The sequence below is a fragment of the Gottfriedia solisilvae genome (assembly GCF_002128405.1).
Lineage (GTDB): Bacteria > Bacillota > Bacilli > Bacillales > Bacillaceae_G > Gottfriedia > Gottfriedia solisilvae.
Genome location: NZ_NETJ01000005.1, coordinates 363,890 through 382,284, shown reverse-complemented (window position 1 = coordinate 382,284; position 18,395 = coordinate 363,890). Strand labels below are relative to the sequence as shown.

The window sequence follows — 18,395 nt, the reverse complement described above, 5'->3', positions numbered from 1 at the left end:
ATCAAACTCTCCATAATAGTTAAGTTTAAATCTTGTATTGCTCAAAAAACTAATAATTGACGTTTTACTTCATGTTTTGTTTAGTTTTCAAAGTTCACTTTATCGCTCGTAAGCGACTTTTTTATATTAACATTTATCAAAAAACATGTCAATATTTTATTTGATATTTATTGTTGCTTTTTCTCGTTTGTCACCGACTTGTTTTGGCGACATAAATTAATATAACACCACCCATCATTTCGGTCAACAACTTTTTGATATTTTTTTGAAAAAGATTTCTTTTAAATTGATAACTGGTGATTTTACATGTAAATCATTTCAAATATTATGTAGCTATTCAAGTTACTTCTTATTATATCTTTATTTTCCAATGGAGAAACAAGCCACATTTACTAGAAACTTAAAACCACTTAGCTTTTATAAATAAGAAAGGTTAATTCAATATAGAAGTCTTCGAAATCATCCTTATCTTAATTTTAGAAGTCGAATGAAACATAAGATGCTCCACCCTCTGCGAATTTTGGAATAGGTAAGCCCAACAGGCACGATGATAAAGTTAGCATACTAAAACCACGACGTCCTTTCGTAACGCATGCATGACCTACATCGTGTGGGCCCAGGAGACTCAGCGCCCGCCTCATGGAAAGCGAGCACCTGGAGTGGAATTCAACATCACTCTCCTTTGACAAAGACCACTTTATATAAAACTATATTTAGAAAATAAAAATGAAATTCATAATAGTAAGACTACCAGTTCAAATCCCATTTATGCTATATTTACATTGAATGGGGTGGAACTATTGGCAAAAAAGAAAAGTAGTAAAATTAATAATATAAGAACGTTTGCACTTTCATTATTATTTATTGGATTCATCATTATGTATGGCGGTGTCTTCTTCAGAGAGCATAAAATTGTTATGACATTGTTTATGCTTGTTGGATTTTTAGCTATTATTGGAAGTACTGTTGTATATTTTTGGATTGGGATGCTATCAACTAAAACCATCCAAGTTGTCTGTCCAACATGTAATAAAACGACAAAAATGCTTGGGAAAGTAGATATTTGTATGTATTGTAATGAACCACTAACATTAGATGCTTCATTAGAAGGCAAAGAGTTCGATGAAAAATACAATAGCAAACGAGAAACAAAAAGAACGTAATAAAAAAAGCACATTACATATGTAATGTGCTTTTTTATGATAAGTTTTTTTCTTTACAATTAGGACAAATACCGTACACTTCCATCCTATGATTTGTTACTTCAAATCCTGTTACGTTCTCAACGAATTGATTGATACCCTCTAATCCATCATAATGAAAATCATTCATATCTCCGCATTTTTCACAAATAATATGATAATGATCTGTAGTTATATAATCAAATCGACTAGAAGAATCACCGAAGTTTAACTCTTTAACCATTCCAACTTCACGTAAAACTCTGAGATTATTGTAAACAGTTGCAACACTCATATTTGGAAATTTACCCTCAAGTGCTTTATAGATTTCATCAGCAGTTGGATGTGTTCCACTTTCAATTAAAAATTCTATAATTGCATGTCGTTGAGGTGTTATACGTACGCCGCTATTCTTTAAATGTGAAATTGCATCTTGAATATTCTCTTTATGCAACGCCGCTCTCCCCGTTTCTTTAAATTAATTCTAAACAACATTCTTATTATTAGTTTATTCAACTCTAAGAATATTTGTCAACTTTTTGAGAATTTCCTAAAAGAATTTATTCTAATGAATAAATAGGAATAGTTGATTACATAAAAAAACGTGCGAGAAATTCTCGCACTTCAATATGCTATCATCTGAGGAGGTATGCCCTATACTTATATATATTCCCTTTAGAAGAAGGCGTATAGACGAAAAGCTCGATTAAGTTGATAAACATTTACTAAATTTCATCCAAATCATAATTGCAAAGTTAAAACGAGATAAAGTAGACACTATATTAGTCCGAAAAGGTAAATGAAAAGACGTATTTGAAGTATTACAAAAAATTCAGTGGAATTTATATTTCTATATTAAGGAGAATGATTAGCTAAAAGGGTTGGATTTAAATCTCCCTTCACTATATAAGGTGCATCCAAAAGTTCATGTACTATTTCATCTAAAAATAAAGCTAGTACAAGTCAGAAGCTTATACTAGCTTTACATTATTTCTTTATTGATGTAGAACGCTAAATACATCTTCAACATGATTTTTGACTCTTACTTTTTGCCAAACTTTTTCAATCATACCTTCCTCATTTATTAAGAAGGTTGTCCGCTCTATTCCCATGTATTCTTTACCAAAATTCTTTTTTAGTTTCCAGACATCGTACAATTTAGCAACTTCAGTTGTTTCATCTGATAATAAGATGAAAGGTAGGTGGTACTTCTCCACAAACTTTTGGTGCTTTTGAATCGGGTCTGGACTAATTCCAAGTATTGTTGCACCTGCATTTATAAATTTTTCATACGCATCACGAAAATCACATGCTTCTGTTGTACAACCAGGAGTCATATCTTTTGGATAAAAATATAAAACAACTTTTCTTCCACGATAATTTGATAATGATACCTCTTCCCCATTATTTGCAGGTAATGTAAAGTCAGGTGCTTTAACGCCAATATCAACAGTCATTATATTTCTCCTTCATTTAAAAAATTTTATCGCTCTTCTCTAAACACTTGTAACACAAAAGCTGCGGGCATTGTATATCCAATTAGTGCTTCGATCATTGCAACCCATCTTCCTAAACCAACAGGAACAATATCACCATAACCTACAGACAAAAGTGTAATAGCACTAAAATATAAACATAATTCCATTATATGATAATTCGAACCCTCTACAGGAATAGTATGCTCAAGTAATATCGGATGAGGACCTCTTTCAAGTATAAAATAAACTGCACTAAATCCAATTAAAACTGTTCCATATATTAAAAACAACAAAATGTAATTATTAATTGAGATAAATCCTTTATTGACTTTAGTTGTAGTTGAACTCCATAGATACATTAAACTATATAATATAGAAAAAATGGCAATAAAGAAGAAAAAAGCAGTTCCCATTTCAATCACCTCATTTCAATTTATGAAACAAGCTATCGAAATAGAATAACATGCTTAGTTCCCCGCACCTCTATATTTTTTGACACCAATATTCCAAATACAAACTGCTACTATAAACACAATTAGTCCCATAACTGGTGTGAAAAATGAATACAAATACCATTCGCTTCTACGAAGAAAATAAGCTGCAGGATATACCCCTACAAAAGCAAATGGTAAAACCCATGTTAATACAAATCGAATAATCGGATGATAAATATTAATCGGGTATCTCCCATAATTACCAATATTGTACATTAAAGGCATAATTGACGTTCGTGCATCTGACCAAAAACCAATACTAGCTAAAATAATAAAGATACCTGCGTATACAAGCATTCCACCTAAAGCCATTAAAATAAATAGAATAGGATCATACCACGTTAGTGAAAGGCCTAAGTTTGAACCTGCATAAATCATAATGATGAATCCAGTAATTGCGCCTAATAAAGACTCTAATTCCATTTTCTCCAATACTACTTGGAAAAGACTATGAATCGGACGGGTTAAAATGCGATCAAACTCCCCTTTAACAATATAGCGATCATTAAAGTCCCATATATTAAAGAAAGAAACAAATAATGCAAATGGAACTAAAAAGAAACCATATATAAACACTATTTCATCACGATTCCATCCTTCTATTAAAGAAGTGTGATTAAAAACTAGTAATATAAAAATTAAATTAACAGCTTGAGCCATTAAATCAGATACAAATGATAAAAAGAAATTTGCTCTATATTGAAATTTAGTTTTTAAATATTGACCAGTGTATTGAAAAAATAAATCTAAATAAAACATTCTTTAACCTCCTTGCACAACAAGCTGTTTTTTAGCCTTGTACCATATAACCGTTATAGGAATACATAGTAAGATGACCCAACCGAATTGAAATAAAAGTGCGTTAAAAAGGGAATCACCTTTAATACCTTTTGCAAAAATCATACTTGGTATATAACTAATTCCTTGGAATGGCAGATACTTCATAACATCTTGTGCCCAAATCGGAAAGAATGTAATAGGTATAGTTAATCCTGAGAACAAATCAATAATAACTCGTTTTGCTTGTATAAACCCCATATTATCGTGAAGAAAGAACGCCATTAAACCAGTTAATATATTAAGCTGTGTGTTGATTGCAAAGCTAAAGATCGATGCTAATAAAAATAATCCTAATGTTGTTATATCAAATGATACTTTTAACTGAAAAATCAACGCAACGATGATAAATCCGGGGATTGAAAAGAAAAAGAATCGAAAAATCCCTTCTCCTAAACCCTGCATAACTTTAGTAAGTAAATAGTTATAAGGTCTAATCAGTTCAATTGCTACTTTACCTTCTCTTATTTCCTCTGCAATTTCTCTATCTAAATTATTAAAATAAAATGCTCGAGCCATCCAAGCAATTGCAACATAAGTTGTCATTTGAGTAACTGATACACCTTGTATAGAACCTTGACTACCATAAATCGCTTTCCACAAGAAGAAATATGCACCTATATTAATTGTATAAATCACAATCCCAGTGTAGTAATTTGTACGATAAGCCAGCATCATTAAAAAACGGATACGAATGATTTCTAAATACTTACCCATTGCTCATACCCTCTTGATAAATATTTCGAATAATTTCTTCAGTAGAAATCTCTAGCATCTTCATATCTTTAACTGGATGTGACTGTACTACTTTTGCAATGATCATAGAAATGGTAGTCTCATCATTTGGAAGAGAAACTGTCCAAACATTCTCTCCTTCATCTTTTTTCCACTTCACATCTGTTCGACCAACAAGCTCAACCAAGTCTTTTTGTTCGACATGTTTAATAAATTGAAATTGAATTTCTTTTTCTTCTCCCCACTGACCTTTTAGTTCTTCAAGCTTACCATCATAGATGATTTTCCCTTCATCTAACATGACAACTCGATCACATAAAGCCTCAATATCAGAAATATCGTGTGTCGTTAATAGAATCGTCGTACCATATCTTTCATTTAATTCCTTCAAAAACTCTCTGATTTTTAATTTCACTAAAACATCTAAACCAATCGTTGGTTCATCTAAAAACAATAGTGGTGGATTATGAATTAAAGCAGCTGCTAATTCACATCTCATTCTTTGACCAAGAGATAATTTTCTTACTGGCTGATCTAATAATGGTTCTAAATCTAATGTTTTAATGATATAGCCCATATGTTCATCGTATTGTTCATCTGAAACTTGATATACTTTTTTTAATAATCGAAACGATTCTTGAACTGCTATATCCCACCATAGCTGAGATCTTTGTCCAAATACAACGCCGATTGATCTAACAAATTTTTCACGTTCTTTTTGAGGATGAAAGCCGTTAACTTTTACATTACCTGCAGTAGGTGTTAAAATTCCTGTTAACATTTTTATTGTTGTAGATTTACCAGCTCCATTCTCGCCGATATACGCCATCATTTCACCTTTTTTTACGGAAAAACTTATATTATTAACTGCTGTTTTAATTTTATAATTCCTTGTGAATAAATCTCTAAATGCTCCTTTTACACCTGAGCGACTAGAGAATGTTTTAAACTCTTTGTGAAGATTTTGAACTTCAATCATATTTTCCATCTAATTGCCTCCATTTTTTATTCCGTCGCTAAGTGTATTTGAAATGGCTTATAAGTACAATCAAAAAGCCTTAAGAATTTATTTCCAATCCTTAAATTCTCTTTATTTATTAATAGATTCTCCAAATGTTCAAATTTCTTTTAAAAATGAAAAGGTTTACATTTACCACGCACAAAAAATTCGTGCTAGAATGTTATTTAACGAAATAAATAATGTAAAGATGCAGGTTAAAACTTCTATTTTAATCGCGAATATAGGAGGAACTTCATGAACAATCAAAAATCAGTCGAAATACATAATGAAGCTTTAGAGCACATCGTTGGTGGAGTTAATAGTCCATCTAGATCATTTAAAGCCGTTGGTGGCGGTGCTCCAGTTACGATGAAACGTGCTAAAGGAGCTTACTTTTGGGATGTAGATGGAAATCAATATATTGATTATCTAGCTGCTTATGGGCCTATTATTACAGGTCATGCACATCCACATATTACTGCTGCAATTACAAAAGCTGCAGAAAACGGTGTACTATATGGCACACCACATGAACTTGAATTACAATTTGCTAAAATGTTAAAAGAAGCAATCCCTAGTATGGATAAGGTTCGTTTTACAAATTCTGGTACTGAATCTGTTATGACAACAATTCGTGTTGCAAGAGCTTATACAAATCGCACAAAAATTGTTAAGTTCGCTGGATGCTATCACGGCCATTCAGATTTAGTTTTAGTAGCAGCCGGTTCTGGTCCATCTACACTTGGAACACCTGATTCAGCTGGTGTTCCGCAAAGTATTGCAAACGAAGTGATTACTGTTCCATTTAATGACATTGATGCATATGCTGAGACAATGGAAAAATGGGGTCATGAAATTGCAGGTGTCCTTGTTGAACCAATTGTTGGAAACTTCGGTATTGTAGAACCAAAAGAAGGATTCTTAGAAGCTGTTAATGACATTACTCACAACTACGGCGCATTAGTCATTTATGATGAAGTAATTACTGCTTTCCGTTTTATGTACGGTGGTGCACAAAACCTATTAGGCATTGAACCTGACTTAACTGCTTTAGGCAAAATTATTGGCGGTGGTTTACCGATTGGAGCTTATGGCGGTAAGAAAGAAATTATGGAAACTGTGGCACCATTAGGTCCTGCGTATCAAGCTGGGACAATGGCTGGTAATCCAGCATCAATCGCAGCTGGTATTGCTTGTCTTGAAGTTTTAAAACAAGACGGTGTATATGAAGAATTAGATCGATTAGGTACAATACTTGAAGCTGGTATTCAAGAAAAAGCTAACGAGCATAACATTCATATTAAAATCAACCGTCTAAAAGGCGCATTAACTGTTTACTTTAATGTAGATGAAGTAACAAACTATGAAGAAGCCAAACTTTCAGATGGTGAAGTATTTGGTCGATTCTTTAAGCTTTTATTAGAAGAAGGAATTAATCTAGCCCCTTCTAAATATGAAGCATGGTTTTTAACAACTGCCCACACTGAAGATGATGTAAAGCAAACAATTAAAGCAGTTGGAAATGCATTTCAAAAATTAGCTACAATTAAACAATAAACATAATAGAGGTCACTACAAATTACTGAAGTGGCCTCTATTCTTACATAAGTAATTCAGAATAATCAAAATTCTTTATTGTAAATAGGAGGTAATTTCATGAAAAATCAAGCTAAAACACCGTGGTCACCGAGTACATTTAGAGAGTTCCACAATCATGAGCATGACGCTTGTGGGATTGTTGCTTTCGTTAATCGATCTTTATCTCAGACGAGAGAAACTGTTGAAATTGCCGCTGAGAGCCTTAGAAAGATGAATCATCGCGCCGGATTTACAAATGGAGAAGGTGATGGCGTTGGATTACAGACAGATATCCCTACTCTACTTTGGGAGGAAAAACTTGCAAGTGTAGGGATCAGTTCAGAGGTTGTCTCTCACCCATCATTCACAGTTGGGCATTTCTTTTTAAATGATAAATTAGAGGAACATAAACAAACATTACTTCAACTATTTGAAGAAAATGGTTACGAAACTCTCTATCATAGTCATCATCAAACAAACTCTTTGTCTCTAGGTCCAATTGCAAAAGCCGTAGAACCTGAATTTTTACAAGTAGCATTACTTCCAATCTCTAATCGTACTAATACTTCACTTTTTGATCTATCAAATATCATTCATGAACAACTGTCTCATGTTACGGTCGTTTCATTAAGCCAATCTACATGCGTTTATAAAGTAATGGGTACAATTGATACATTAATTGCTTATTATTCTGATTTACAACATCCTAATTTCAAATCATCTGTAGTAGTTGGTCATAACCGTTATTCCACAAATACAACATCTTCATTTTCTAGGGTTCAACCTTTTAGCATACTAGCTCACAATGGAGAAATTAACACAATTGAACAATTGAGAGTAGAAGCTAAACAAATTGGTGCAAGCATTACAAACGGTAATAGTGACTCACAAGATGTGAATATCACATTGGAAACACTTATTCACAAGCATGGGTATTCATTAAAGGAATCAATGGAATTGTTATTTCCTCCAGTACCTGCCGAATTTGAAGCAGACGAAGAATACGCTAAAATTTATCATAAAATCAGAAGCGCTTTTGGACCATATTGCCAAGGACCTGCTGGTGTATTGACAAGAGAAGGTAATGAATTCGTTGCTAGTGTTGATGCATTAGGATTGCGACCTGTTTGGCTATTAGAAACAGAAGATCACTATGTATTTTCATCTGAACAAGGGATTCTTTCTCCTGAATCATTTACTGCTGAACCACACGCGCTTTCACCTGGTGAAAAAATTGGCATTAACCTTACTGATCAAACAGCTCAGCTATTAACTCACCAAGAACTGGTAAAGGTAGTTACAGAAAAATTAAACGACAAATTAAATTTGAACCTTTCAAATAGCCTTGCGAATATAAACGAAGCTACCCAGGAAGCTCCCCCGTCAATTCAGCCGTTTGAATATGGTGCTTTCGGTTGGCATAGAGAGCAAATACAATTGGTCGAGCAAATGGCTGAAAAAGGTGCTGAGCCAATCCGTTCATTAGGTCACGATGCTCCTTTAGCTTGTTTAGATGAAGGCAGAAGAAATTTAGCAGATTATATGAAAGAAACTGTAGCAGTTGTAACGAATCCAGCAATTGATAGGGACCGAGAAACTGAGCACTTTTCAACTTCTGTATTATTAGGGAAAAGGCCATCTATTATTGAAAAACAATCTGGCTTGGTTCTTCAGCTTCCTTCTCCAATTATTGGTGATGGTTTTGTAGGTACCACATTAAAGTCAAAACGTAATCAGATTTCATACGAAGAAATTATGAGTCTATATCAATCAAATGCGAAACTTTCGATTATTCATAGTACATTTTCTCATTTACCTTTAGAAGAGACTTTGTCGCAATATAAATTCGAGGCAATTGAAGCCGTTAAATATGGCGTAGAATGTATTATCATTACCGATGAAGAAGCCCATAAAAATAGTCAGTATTGGATTGATCCTGCATTAATTACTAGTACCATTCATAATGGATTAGTTAACGCTCGATTAAGAAGAGACTGCTCGATTGTGTTAAAAACCGCGTCGGTTCGTAATCTACATGATTTAATGGTGATGAAAGGCTTAGGGGCAGATGCGATTAATCCTTACTTCCTATTCGGTACTGTTTCTGAATTAGACGCACCTGAAAAAATTGTAAGTCTTTATGATGTATTAAATAAAGGGATTGAAAAAGTTATATCTACCATTGGTATGCATGAATTAAGAGGCTACGCGAAAATGTTTAGTAGTATCGGATTACACGAGGATGTTGCATCAGCACTTGGAATTGTTAACTTCTTTGGAGATCAAGATACTGCTGGATTTAACACATTAGAAATAGATTCAAAGAAACGTTACGATGATTACACGTCAAATAGCTCAGTATTGCATAAACCTTTTCACGTTTTCCCTCGTATTTGGAAAGCAATTGGTGAAACAGCGCAAACTGGAAGCTATGAAAATTATCGACAAAAATTAAATCAAATTGAAGAAGATCGTCCTACGGCAGTCCGTCATGCATTGTCTTTCGTTGAAAGTAACCAACCAATTCATTCTGAGCAAGTTTCGTTAGAAGTTGGGTCTCATTCATTACCTTTTATCATTAGTTCGATGTCGTTTGGATCTCAGAATGAAGTTGCATTCCGAGCATATGCTGAAGGTGCAAATCGTCTAAACATGATTAGCTTAAATGGTGAAGGTGGAGAAATCCAAGATATGATTGGAAAATATCCAAACACACGAGGTCAACAAGTTGCTTCAGGTAGATTTGGTGTAAATGCGCATTTGCTTCACTCTTCAAATTTAATAGAAATAAAAATTGGGCAAGGTGCAAAGCCTGGTGAAGGCGGACATCTCCCAGCTTCAAAAGTAACCAAAAAGATTGCAGAAACTAGACATGCAACACTTGGTTCAGATTTAATTTCACCTTCAAATAATCATGATATTTATTCAATTGAAGATTTAGCTCAAATGATTAGTGAAATTAAGGCTGTTAATCCTAATGCCAAAGTAGCTGTAAAAGTTCCTGTTGTGCCAAACATTGGAACAATTGCAGTAGGTATTGCAAAAGCAGGTGCAAATTTTATTAATATTAGTGGCTTTGATGGTGGAACAGGAGCTGCCAGAGTACATGCAATTCAAAACGTAGGTCTCCCAGTCGAAATTGGTGTACGCGCTGCTCACAACGCCCTTTTAGAATCTGGACTTCGTAGTTCAGTAGAAATTTGGGCAGATGGTGGAATGAAAAGTGTAAACGATGTAGTTAAAATGATGATTTTAGGTGCTAACCGCATCGGTTTTGGAACTTTATCTATGATCGCTATTGGATGTACTACTTGTCGTGGCTGTCATTTAGATACATGTCATGTAGGTATTGCTACACAAATTGAGTCAGAAATTGAAGCTGTACGTCATGGTCTTCGAAAATTTACGCCAAGACAATTAGAAACTGCTGTTTCAAATTTAGTACAGTTCTTCACCGCTTTTAAAGATGAGCTAAAAGAAATTGTTGGTGCTTTAGGGGTTAGTAAAGCACAAGACCTTGTAGGAAAAACTGAATATTTAAAACAAACTAGATTTGTCGATACACTAAACTTGAACAATCTTTTATCAACTGTCCAAATTGAAGATAAAGAATATGTTCTGTCGGATGGTGAATCTGCTAAGTCACTACAAAGTAATGGGATTGGTGCATATGCAAAAGTCGATAATGAATATCGTCATGCTGGCAGCTTACTAATTCATGATTTAGTCGTTCAAAAACAAACAAATGGTAATACATCACCAGTTGAGCTTAGCTTTGAAGATCAATCGATCCCTGGAAATGGCTTAGGTACTTACACTGTAGAAGATTATTCAGTCTATGTTCAAGGTGGAGCACAAGATGGTGTTGCAAAAACTGCTTTTGGAGGTACAATTTTTATCAGCAAAGCAAAAGGTGCAAATGGTCAATATTTTGGTGGCTCCGTTGGTAAATGCTTTGCTTATGGTGCTCAAAAAGGACAATTTTTCATCCAAGGAAATGCGGACTCACGAGCTGGTATCCGCCTATCGGGTGCAGATGTAATTATCGGTGGCCGTCATCACGATACTGTATCAGCATCTAAAAAAGTAAGACTTGGAGCAAATGCAAACATTAACGGATTCGCATTCGAATATATGACTGGTGGACGTGCAATAGTGCTTGGAGATCCAGGTCCATGGATGTGTGCTGGTATGACTGGTGGCGTTATCTACGTAAGGAATGCTCCAGAATTAGGACTTACAAAAGAAGCATACTTAAATCGTATGGCGAAAGGCGCAAGTGTAAGTGTCTTATCTATTGATGAAAATAGTAAAAAAGATATTAATGAATTACTTGAACAATATAAAACTCTGCTATCGCAACATAACCAAACTGATGAAGCACAATTTGTTGAATCATTACTAGAAGATATCTCTCAAAACTTCTTACGAATCGTTCCTAAAAAAGAGCAAGCAGATCCATCTGTTTCAACTGAGTAATACGAAATAAAAAAAGAAGCGTTTATTACTAACGCTTCTTTTTTGTTTGCATAATATTTGTTATTTTTCGCCTTCAAATAAATAACACATTTACTGATAAATTTCTATTGATAAAGCTTATAGTTCATTGTATAGTTACAAGAGCTTACTTTTATGAGAATAAAATCATTCAAAAAAATCAATATATTCTCAGGAAGTGACCGACATTTAATAATAAGTAGATTCATAGTATGAAAGTTAAATGTCCAATGTTTAAATAATTACAAGTTCTTAGAGCTAGACAAACAAAAGGAGCACACAATGAGATTAGGAGCGCGTGTCATAAAAACTGGTATAGCCATTATGCTCGCCATTTATAGCGCGATATTTTTTGATATAACAGCTGCTTCAATTGCAGGTATCTCAGCTATTTCTGCAATGAAATCCTCTGTTAATCAATCATACAAAACATTAATTGAACAACTTCAAGCAAACATAATTGGTGCGTTTCTTGCCATTATCGCCGTGATGACTCTAGGAAACAATCCTGTTATTATAGGCTTTACTTGTATTATGGTCATTATTATTACTTTGAAGCTAAAACTTGAAAATACAATTGCCACTGCACTAGTAACGGTTGTAGTGATCATGGAAACTAGCACAATTAATGAAAACTTTGCAGTATTTACATTTGATCGATTTATGGCAGTAATGGTTGGTGTATTTGCAGCTTCATTTGTTAATATCTTTTTAATGCCACCGAACTATGAGAAAAAGTTATCTCGTGGCATGATCTCTATTACAGAACAAACAAATAAATTAATGATGATGGCTTTACACAAAACTGTCAGTCATTCAGGCTTAAAAGAAGATATCTACCAACTAAAAGAAATCATGCGAAATGTTACAAAAATCTATCGATTATATAAAGAAGATCGAATTATCTTTATTGGACGAAAGAAAAAAGAACATGAAAAATCGCGTAAAATTGTATTGTTTAGACAAATGCTTCAAACTGCAGATTGTGCTTTTGATACATTAAAGGCATTCAATCGATTAGAATATGAAATAAATGTCAGTCCTAAGGAATTCCAAGAACTGATGAAAAATGAATTAACATGTTTAATGCAATACCATGAACATGCGCTTATGAAGTTAATCGGAAAAGTGAATTTAGAACATTCTGCTCCGCTTCATAAAGAAGAAATTATCTTGAAAGATAAATTAATGAAGGCATTTTTTGATCATCATGATTTAAATGACCAGGAAACCCAGAAAACTTGGTTACATTTATTTCAGATTGTATCTGCCATTCTAGAATATAGTGAGAACGTTGAACATTTAAACACTCTTGTAGATAGCCATCAAACTTATCACAAAGAATATCAATTACAAGTCGAGCAACAAGAGACAATGTAATAACAAAAAGCCTCCAATTACTGGAGGCTTCAGACTGTTGACAAACGCTCGCTTTCTTCGTTGCTTCGCCTGCTTGTGGTGCTCATTACCGTCAAAGGTAACTCCGCTCCTCATCCGGCTTTGCGCCTCGAAAGACAAGCGTTTTCAATCAGTCTGAATCTCTTAGTTTTTATACTTTGTCTACAAATTAAAGCCTCCAATTACTGGAGGCTTTTCTATTTTTATTGAATGTCTTTATTAAACTGTGCTATTTTCTAAATTTTGAATCTCAAATAAATGGTAGTATGCTGCTTTTTTCGCCATTAATTCTTCGTGTGAACCAATTTCGACAACATGCCCTTGATCAATATAAACAATTTGGTCTACATGTGTGATTGTTGATAACCTGTGAGCAATAAAGATCGTCGTTCTATTTTTGGCTAGTTCTTGAATCGCATCTTGAATATATTTTTCGTTCTCTAAATCAAGAGCTGATGTTGCCTCATCAAATATAAGTATGGAAGGATTACGCAAAAATACTCGAGCAATTGCAACACGTTGTTTTTGACCACCAGAAAGTTTGACACCTCTCTCACCAACTAATGTGTCATAACCATTAGGTAAGCTCATGATAAAATCATGTGCATTTGCAGCCTTAGCTGCTGCAATAATTTCCTCTTCGCTTGCTGTTGGATCACCGTATTGAATATTCGATTTAACCGTATCACTAAATAAGAAATTGTCTTGTAATACGATCCCAATTTTTTCACGCATACTTTTTAATTCATAATCTCTCACGTCAATACCATCTATTTCAATTGAACCATTGGTTACATCGTAAAATCTAGGTATTAAGCTAACTAATGATGATTTTCCACCACCACTTGAGCCTACAAGAGCAATTTTTTGACCAGGTTCAATTTTAAATGATACATCTTGGATAACTTCTTCATCATTTGTATTATAACGAAATGATACGTGATCAAATGAAATTTGCCCTTCCAATTTTTTTGCTTCAATTGGATTCTCTCGATTCACGATATCATATTTTTCATCAAATAATTCAAATACTCGATCCATAGATGCAAACGATTGTGTTAATGTTGTTGATGAGTTCGCTAATCGTCTTAGTGGATCATATAAACGATCAATATATCCAATAAAAGCTACCATTTCCCCAAGTGTTAATTGATTGTGAATAACTTGATACGCTGAAAATCCAATAATTAAAAGTGGACCAATATCTGTCAGTGTATTAATAATTGTAAATGTTCTTGCATTCCAGCTAGTATGTTTTAATGCGCGATCTAAAAACTCTCCGTTTTTTTCCTTAAATAGATCACTCTCATACTCTTCTAATGCAAAACTACGTGTCACTTGCATCCCTTGAATTCTCTCAGTTAAAAAACCTTGTACGACAGCTAATGCTTGCGAACGTTGCCTTGTTAATAATCGCAGACGCCCAAAGAAGTATCGAACTGCAATTGTGTAAAAAGGTAAAACAATTAATGATACTAATGTTAACTTCACATCCATTGTCAACATAATTGCGATTGTGATAAGGATCGTAATTAAATCTAACCAAACGTTCATAAGCCCAGTTATGACAAAGTCTTTTGTAGATTCCACATCATTAATAACCCTAGAAATGACTTCACCTGTTTTTGCATTCGCATAATATCTAAGACTAAGTCTTTGCAAATGATTAAACAAATGACCTCTTATATCAAATAAAATCCGGCTGCCAATATACTGTGCAAAGTATTGTCTAAAATATTCAATCGGTGGTCTTAAAATAACAAATACGCCAAAAGCGATCATCATTGCATAAGCAAGGTGGCTACTTTTAGTCGTTAAAGCATCAGAAGTATTAATAATTCCGTCTACAACATATTTCAGTAAAAGAGGTAAAATAAGCGGTATCCCAAACTTAATAATTCCAATTCCAATTGTTAAAAAGATATGAAGTCGATAGGGCTTCACAAATTTTAAATAACGTCTTATACTTCCCATACTACTCCCCCATTCAACCTTACAAAAAGAAACTGTTGAGCTTAATAACTTACTTTGAGGTTTACCTCAATAGTTATTGTCCGCTCAACAGCTTTAATTAATCACGATACATTAAGAAACGTTCATACCAATTATCAATAAAATCAGAGGCAAACGGCCCTTTTCGTTGATGAATCATTTCCTTTAAATAGCCCAAATTCTTTTTTAAGATCGGGTCAATAATCGGAGGATAATTCATCTCTTGTCGATGATTTTCATATTCATCTTCGTCTAACAGCACGTAAGTCATGTCTGGAAATACTTTAATATCAAGATCATAATCAATATACTTTATGGCACCATCTTCGAAGACAAACGGTGAGCTAACATTACAATAATAATAAACTCCATCTTCTCTAATCATCCCAATAACATTAAACCAATAATCCATATCAAAGTAACAAATTGCAGGCTCTCGTGTAACCCATGTTCTTCCGTCCGATTCAGTTACAAGTGTGCGATCATTTGCGCCAATTACTAACTGCTGCGTCCCTTTTAAAATGGTTGTCTCTTCCCATATACGATGAATATGTCCGTTATGTTTATAGCTATGTATTTGAATTTTTTCTCCCGGCTTGGGAACGTTCATATGTTCTCCCTTCTTTCTAGTGTGGACGCATTTCAACACTTTATTTATACTTTACATTTACTATTATAACTAGTTCTCTTCCATTTTTAAACAAAAGGGAGTGCAATTTGGTCATATGGCGCAAAAAATTATTTTAAGGCTAGCTTTTTTTCCTCTGAAAAAGACTTAATAATTTGCTGAGTTTGTAATAAAAAGGTGTTTTGGATTGCTTTTAATTCAGTTCTCATTATATGAATTTCATCTTGAATGGAAGACAATTTTGATAAATCCTCTAGTTCAAAAAGCTGATTTTCAATTTCTTGACATCGTTCAATTTCTTCTTGAATCTTAATTAATTGATCCATAGTTTGTAGTTGTCGACTAACCAATTCGTCGAATACTTGCATACCATTCACCATCCTTATTTCATTATTACACTATTTCTTGAAAACTAACATAATCCCTTTGACTACATTTGGCGATATTTGACTTTTATATGAATATTGAATGAATTATTCTTTAAGGAGATTTTTTTGAGGTGAAAAATACAAAGCTCGCTCATATAAAAAGACACCCTTACGTAAAGGGTGTCTTCAGTTTGTAGACAAAGTACAAAAACTAAGAGAATCAGACTGATTGAAAACGTTTGTCTTTCGAGGCGCAAAGCCGGATGAGGAGCAGAGTTACCTTTAACGGTAATGAGCACCGCAAGCAGGCGAAGCAACGAAGAAAGCGAGCGTTTGTCAACAGTCTGAAGACACCCTTACGTAAAGGGTGTCTTGGGTGTCTTCTTATAAAGACTTTTTTATTCCACTAGACTGCATGATATCACATCAAGCAGGTAGACAAACTAAAGTAAGATTCTCACACTTACTTTCATTCATCCACAGCGCACCTCTAGTAATTTTCATTCATTATTGTTGGTTTTGTTGCCCAAAGTTTTTAGTAGCAGCTTTTTGAGCAGATTGTTGATTTGCTTGTCTTACTGCTTGTACATCAGTTGCAGCTTCGTTAGCAAATTCTTGCCCAAAACCTTGTTGGTTTTGTTGTTTCACTTTTCCAATGTTAGTTCCAGTTGCAGTTTTACCTGCAGTGAAATTTTGATTGTTATTGTTGTTTGCCATGTTTATCACCTCCACGAATAATATGATTACCAATCCTCAAGGAAATATGTAAAAAAATTTACCTTCTTTTTTTGAGTAATGAAATGCTTCCGTGGAAAACTATATAAAAAAATGGGGGTATGAATATGTATGTAGGAAGAGATCTTTCTGAATTATCAATGACTCCAAAAACAGAGTGGAAAGATAGTGAACTTGAATATTTCCATCACTCTTTCCAACAAATTACTGGTTATCTTAATGTTGAAGGTAATTCAATGCAAAAAGAGATTATTAAAGAAATTGAATCTCGAGGCGGTTTGCACAGAAGTGAAGCAGATTGGGGCCATGGTACTCGCCCTACTTATGATTGAACAAAAAAATCCCAGTTCATTAGAGCTGGGATTTTTCTATTTGTTGATAAATTTTCTGATGCACGACAGGAAATGGTAGGTCTTTACACTCTTCTAGAGAAACCCACTTGTGAGTTGTTAATGAATTACTTTCTTTTATGGTATTTCCTACATAAACGTCAATTTTCCATACAAGATGTGTAAATACATGCTCGATACTAAAATGATATGCTAGCTCTTCTACTTCTATCTTATATTCTTCGTTTAAGAAAAATCCTAATGTATCACCTTTAGAAAGTAAATTTGATTTTAATTCAGCAGTAGGAAATTCCCACATATTAGCTAAAAGCCCCGTTTGCGGTCTTTGCTGTATTAAAAATTTACCTTCTTTGTTTTTTATTACACCAACTACAAGTTCAACTTGTTTTGGTGCTTTCTTTTTACTCTTAATTGGTAATTCGTTCACTAATCCATTTTCAAACGCCATACACTGCTCTCTAACTGGACATAACAAACACGCAGGATTCGTTGGTGTACAAATTAAGGCTCCTAATTCCATCATCCCTTGGTTAAATGCTGACGGATCTTCATGACTAATTAAAGCTCTCACTGCTTGTTCAAATATTTTTCGATTTTTAGGAACGCCAATATCCTCTCGAATTGTTAAAATTCTAGAAAGGACCCTCATTACATTTCCATCTACAGCCGGTTCTGGAATTCCATATGCAATACTTAGGATTGCACCAGCAGTATATGGTCCAACACCTTTTAATTTACTTATATTTTCAGGTGTATTTGGTACTTGTCCATTGTATACTTCATGAACTTCTCTTACTGCAGATTGTAAATTTCGAGCTCTAGAGTAATACCCTAAGCCTTCCCATGCCTTTAATACTTTTTCCTCTTTAGCATTCGCCAAATCTGCAACTGTAGGGAACAGTTGCATAAACTTATTATAAAAAGGGATGACTGTTTCAACTCTCGTTTGTTGGAGCATGATTTCTGAAACCCACACTCTATACGGGTCTTTATTTAATCTCCAAGGTAAATTTCTTTGTTCAGCTAAAAACCAATTAACTAAATTATTCTTAAAATCATTTTTTGGGAAAACTTCTAATGTATGCTGTAAATCACTATTCATATTTTAATACCTTTCTATAACG

General features: G+C 33.9%; 16 protein-coding genes. 5 read left to right on the top strand and 11 right to left on the bottom strand.

The features are described from left to right. Positions 1-800 precede the first annotated feature (800 nt). Positions 801-1,163 (top strand): YgzB family protein, encoded by a 363-nt coding sequence (locus CAB05_RS17925; protein WP_088002393.1) that lies wholly within the window; start codon positions 801-803, stop codon positions 1,161-1,163. Positions 1,164-1,197: 34 nt separating this feature from the next. Here CAB05_RS17925 and CAB05_RS17920 read toward each other — a convergent pair whose 3' ends face one another. From CAB05_RS17920 to CAB05_RS17895, 6 genes are all read right to left on the bottom strand, one after another. Next, positions 1,198-1,635, bottom strand: coding sequence for a Fur family transcriptional regulator (locus CAB05_RS17920; protein WP_088002391.1), 438 nt, complete (start codon positions 1,633-1,635; stop codon positions 1,198-1,200). A 541-nt stretch (positions 1,636-2,176) separates the two neighbouring features. Continuing rightward, positions 2,177-2,638, bottom strand: coding sequence for a thioredoxin-dependent thiol peroxidase (gene bcp, locus CAB05_RS17915; RefSeq protein WP_088002389.1), 462 nt, complete (start codon positions 2,636-2,638; stop codon positions 2,177-2,179). 26 nt (positions 2,639-2,664) lie between these two features. After that, the gene (locus CAB05_RS17910) at positions 2,665-3,072 is read right to left on the bottom strand and encodes a potassium channel family protein (protein ID WP_088002387.1); all 408 of its coding nucleotides are present in this window, start codon (positions 3,070-3,072) and stop codon (positions 2,665-2,667) included. 54 nt (positions 3,073-3,126) lie between these two features. Further along, entirely contained in the window at positions 3,127-3,912 is a 786-nt protein-coding gene (locus CAB05_RS17905) for an ABC transporter permease (protein WP_088002385.1), read from the bottom strand. 3 nt (positions 3,913-3,915) lie between these two features. After that, positions 3,916-4,707, bottom strand: coding sequence for an ABC transporter permease (locus CAB05_RS17900; protein ID WP_088002383.1), 792 nt, complete (start codon positions 4,705-4,707; stop codon positions 3,916-3,918). Then, the gene (locus tag CAB05_RS17895; RefSeq protein ID WP_088002381.1) at positions 4,700-5,713 is read right to left on the bottom strand and encodes an ABC transporter ATP-binding protein; all 1,014 of its coding nucleotides are present in this window, start codon (positions 5,711-5,713) and stop codon (positions 4,700-4,702) included. The genes CAB05_RS17900 and CAB05_RS17895 overlap by 8 nt, the downstream gene beginning before the upstream one ends. A 267-nt stretch (positions 5,714-5,980) precedes the next feature. Between CAB05_RS17895 and CAB05_RS17885 the strand changes: the two genes are divergently transcribed. The 3 genes from CAB05_RS17885 (at position 5,981) to CAB05_RS17875 (ending at position 13,180) form a co-directional block, all read left to right on the top strand. After that, entirely contained in the window at positions 5,981-7,282 is a 1,302-nt protein-coding gene (locus CAB05_RS17885) for a glutamate-1-semialdehyde 2,1-aminomutase (protein ID WP_088002377.1), read from the top strand. Positions 7,283-7,381: 99 nt separating this feature from the next. Beyond that, on the top strand, positions 7,382-11,782 hold the full coding sequence (locus CAB05_RS17880) for a glutamate synthase-related protein (protein WP_088002374.1): 4,401 nt from the start codon (positions 7,382-7,384) through the stop codon (positions 11,780-11,782). 300 nt (positions 11,783-12,082) lie between these two features. Next, the gene (locus tag CAB05_RS17875) at positions 12,083-13,180 is read left to right on the top strand and encodes an FUSC family protein (RefSeq protein WP_088002371.1); all 1,098 of its coding nucleotides are present in this window, start codon (positions 12,083-12,085) and stop codon (positions 13,178-13,180) included. Positions 13,181-13,417: 237 nt separating this feature from the next. Here CAB05_RS17875 and CAB05_RS17870 read toward each other — a convergent pair whose 3' ends face one another. The 4 genes from CAB05_RS17870 to CAB05_RS17855 form a co-directional block, all read right to left on the bottom strand. Next, entirely contained in the window at positions 13,418-15,172 is a 1,755-nt protein-coding gene (locus CAB05_RS17870; RefSeq protein WP_088002369.1) for an ABC transporter ATP-binding protein, read from the bottom strand. A 97-nt stretch (positions 15,173-15,269) separates the two neighbouring features. Continuing rightward, a complete protein-coding gene (gene ntdP / locus CAB05_RS17865; protein WP_088002367.1) occupies positions 15,270-15,800 on the bottom strand; it encodes a nucleoside tri-diphosphate phosphatase in 531 nt (176 codons plus the stop codon). 128 nt (positions 15,801-15,928) lie between these two features. After that, the gene (locus CAB05_RS17860; protein WP_088002365.1) at positions 15,929-16,186 is read right to left on the bottom strand and encodes a YgaB family protein; all 258 of its coding nucleotides are present in this window, start codon (positions 16,184-16,186) and stop codon (positions 15,929-15,931) included. Positions 16,187-16,693: 507 nt separating this feature from the next. Further along, on the bottom strand, positions 16,694-16,903 hold the full coding sequence (locus tag CAB05_RS17855) for a gamma-type small acid-soluble spore protein (RefSeq protein WP_088002363.1): 210 nt from the start codon (positions 16,901-16,903) through the stop codon (positions 16,694-16,696). 125 nt (positions 16,904-17,028) lie between these two features. On the opposite strand from CAB05_RS17855, the gene yfhS reads away from it, so the two are divergent. Further along, the gene (yfhS, locus tag CAB05_RS17850) at positions 17,029-17,253 is read left to right on the top strand and encodes a mother cell protein YfhS (protein ID WP_088002361.1); all 225 of its coding nucleotides are present in this window, start codon (positions 17,029-17,031) and stop codon (positions 17,251-17,253) included. 19 nt (positions 17,254-17,272) lie between these two features. On the opposite strand, the gene mutY is transcribed toward yfhS, so the two are convergent. Beyond that, positions 17,273-18,373, bottom strand: a complete 1,101-nt coding sequence (gene mutY, locus CAB05_RS17845) for an A/G-specific adenine glycosylase (RefSeq protein ID WP_088002359.1) — start codon at positions 18,371-18,373, stop codon at positions 17,273-17,275. Positions 18,374-18,395: the final 22 nt, after the last annotated feature.

What these genes read in the sequence shown, in the direction of transcription:
- bcp (WP_088002389.1), bottom strand. Translation starts at nt 2,638, where the DNA reads ATGACTGTTGATATTGGCGTTAAAGCACCTGACTTTACATTACCTGCA.
- CAB05_RS17910 (WP_088002387.1), bottom strand. Translation starts at nt 3,072, where the DNA reads ATGGGAACTGCTTTTTTCTTCTTTATTGCCATTTTTTCTATATTATAT.
- CAB05_RS17905 (WP_088002385.1), bottom strand. Translation starts at nt 3,912, where the DNA reads ATGTTTTATTTAGATTTATTTTTTCAATACACTGGTCAATATTTAAAA.
- CAB05_RS17900 (WP_088002383.1), bottom strand. Translation starts at nt 4,707, where the DNA reads ATGGGTAAGTATTTAGAAATCATTCGTATCCGTTTTTTAATGATGCTG.
- CAB05_RS17895 (WP_088002381.1), bottom strand. Translation starts at nt 5,713, where the DNA reads ATGGAAAATATGATTGAAGTTCAAAATCTTCACAAAGAGTTTAAAACA.
- CAB05_RS17885 (WP_088002377.1), top strand. Translation starts at nt 5,981, where the DNA reads ATGAACAATCAAAAATCAGTCGAAATACATAATGAAGCTTTAGAGCAC.
- CAB05_RS17880 (WP_088002374.1), top strand. Translation starts at nt 7,382, where the DNA reads ATGAAAAATCAAGCTAAAACACCGTGGTCACCGAGTACATTTAGAGAG.
- CAB05_RS17875 (WP_088002371.1), top strand. Translation starts at nt 12,083, where the DNA reads ATGAGATTAGGAGCGCGTGTCATAAAAACTGGTATAGCCATTATGCTC.
- CAB05_RS17870 (WP_088002369.1), bottom strand. Translation starts at nt 15,172, where the DNA reads ATGGGAAGTATAAGACGTTATTTAAAATTTGTGAAGCCCTATCGACTT.
- ntdP (WP_088002367.1), bottom strand. Translation starts at nt 15,800, where the DNA reads ATGAACGTTCCCAAGCCGGGAGAAAAAATTCAAATACATAGCTATAAA.
- CAB05_RS17860 (WP_088002365.1), bottom strand. Translation starts at nt 16,186, where the DNA reads ATGCAAGTATTCGACGAATTGGTTAGTCGACAACTACAAACTATGGAT.
- CAB05_RS17855 (WP_088002363.1), bottom strand. Translation starts at nt 16,903, where the DNA reads ATGGCAAACAACAATAACAATCAAAATTTCACTGCAGGTAAAACTGCA.
- yfhS (WP_088002361.1), top strand. Translation starts at nt 17,029, where the DNA reads ATGTATGTAGGAAGAGATCTTTCTGAATTATCAATGACTCCAAAAACA.
- mutY (WP_088002359.1), bottom strand. Translation starts at nt 18,373, where the DNA reads ATGAATAGTGATTTACAGCATACATTAGAAGTTTTCCCAAAAAATGAT.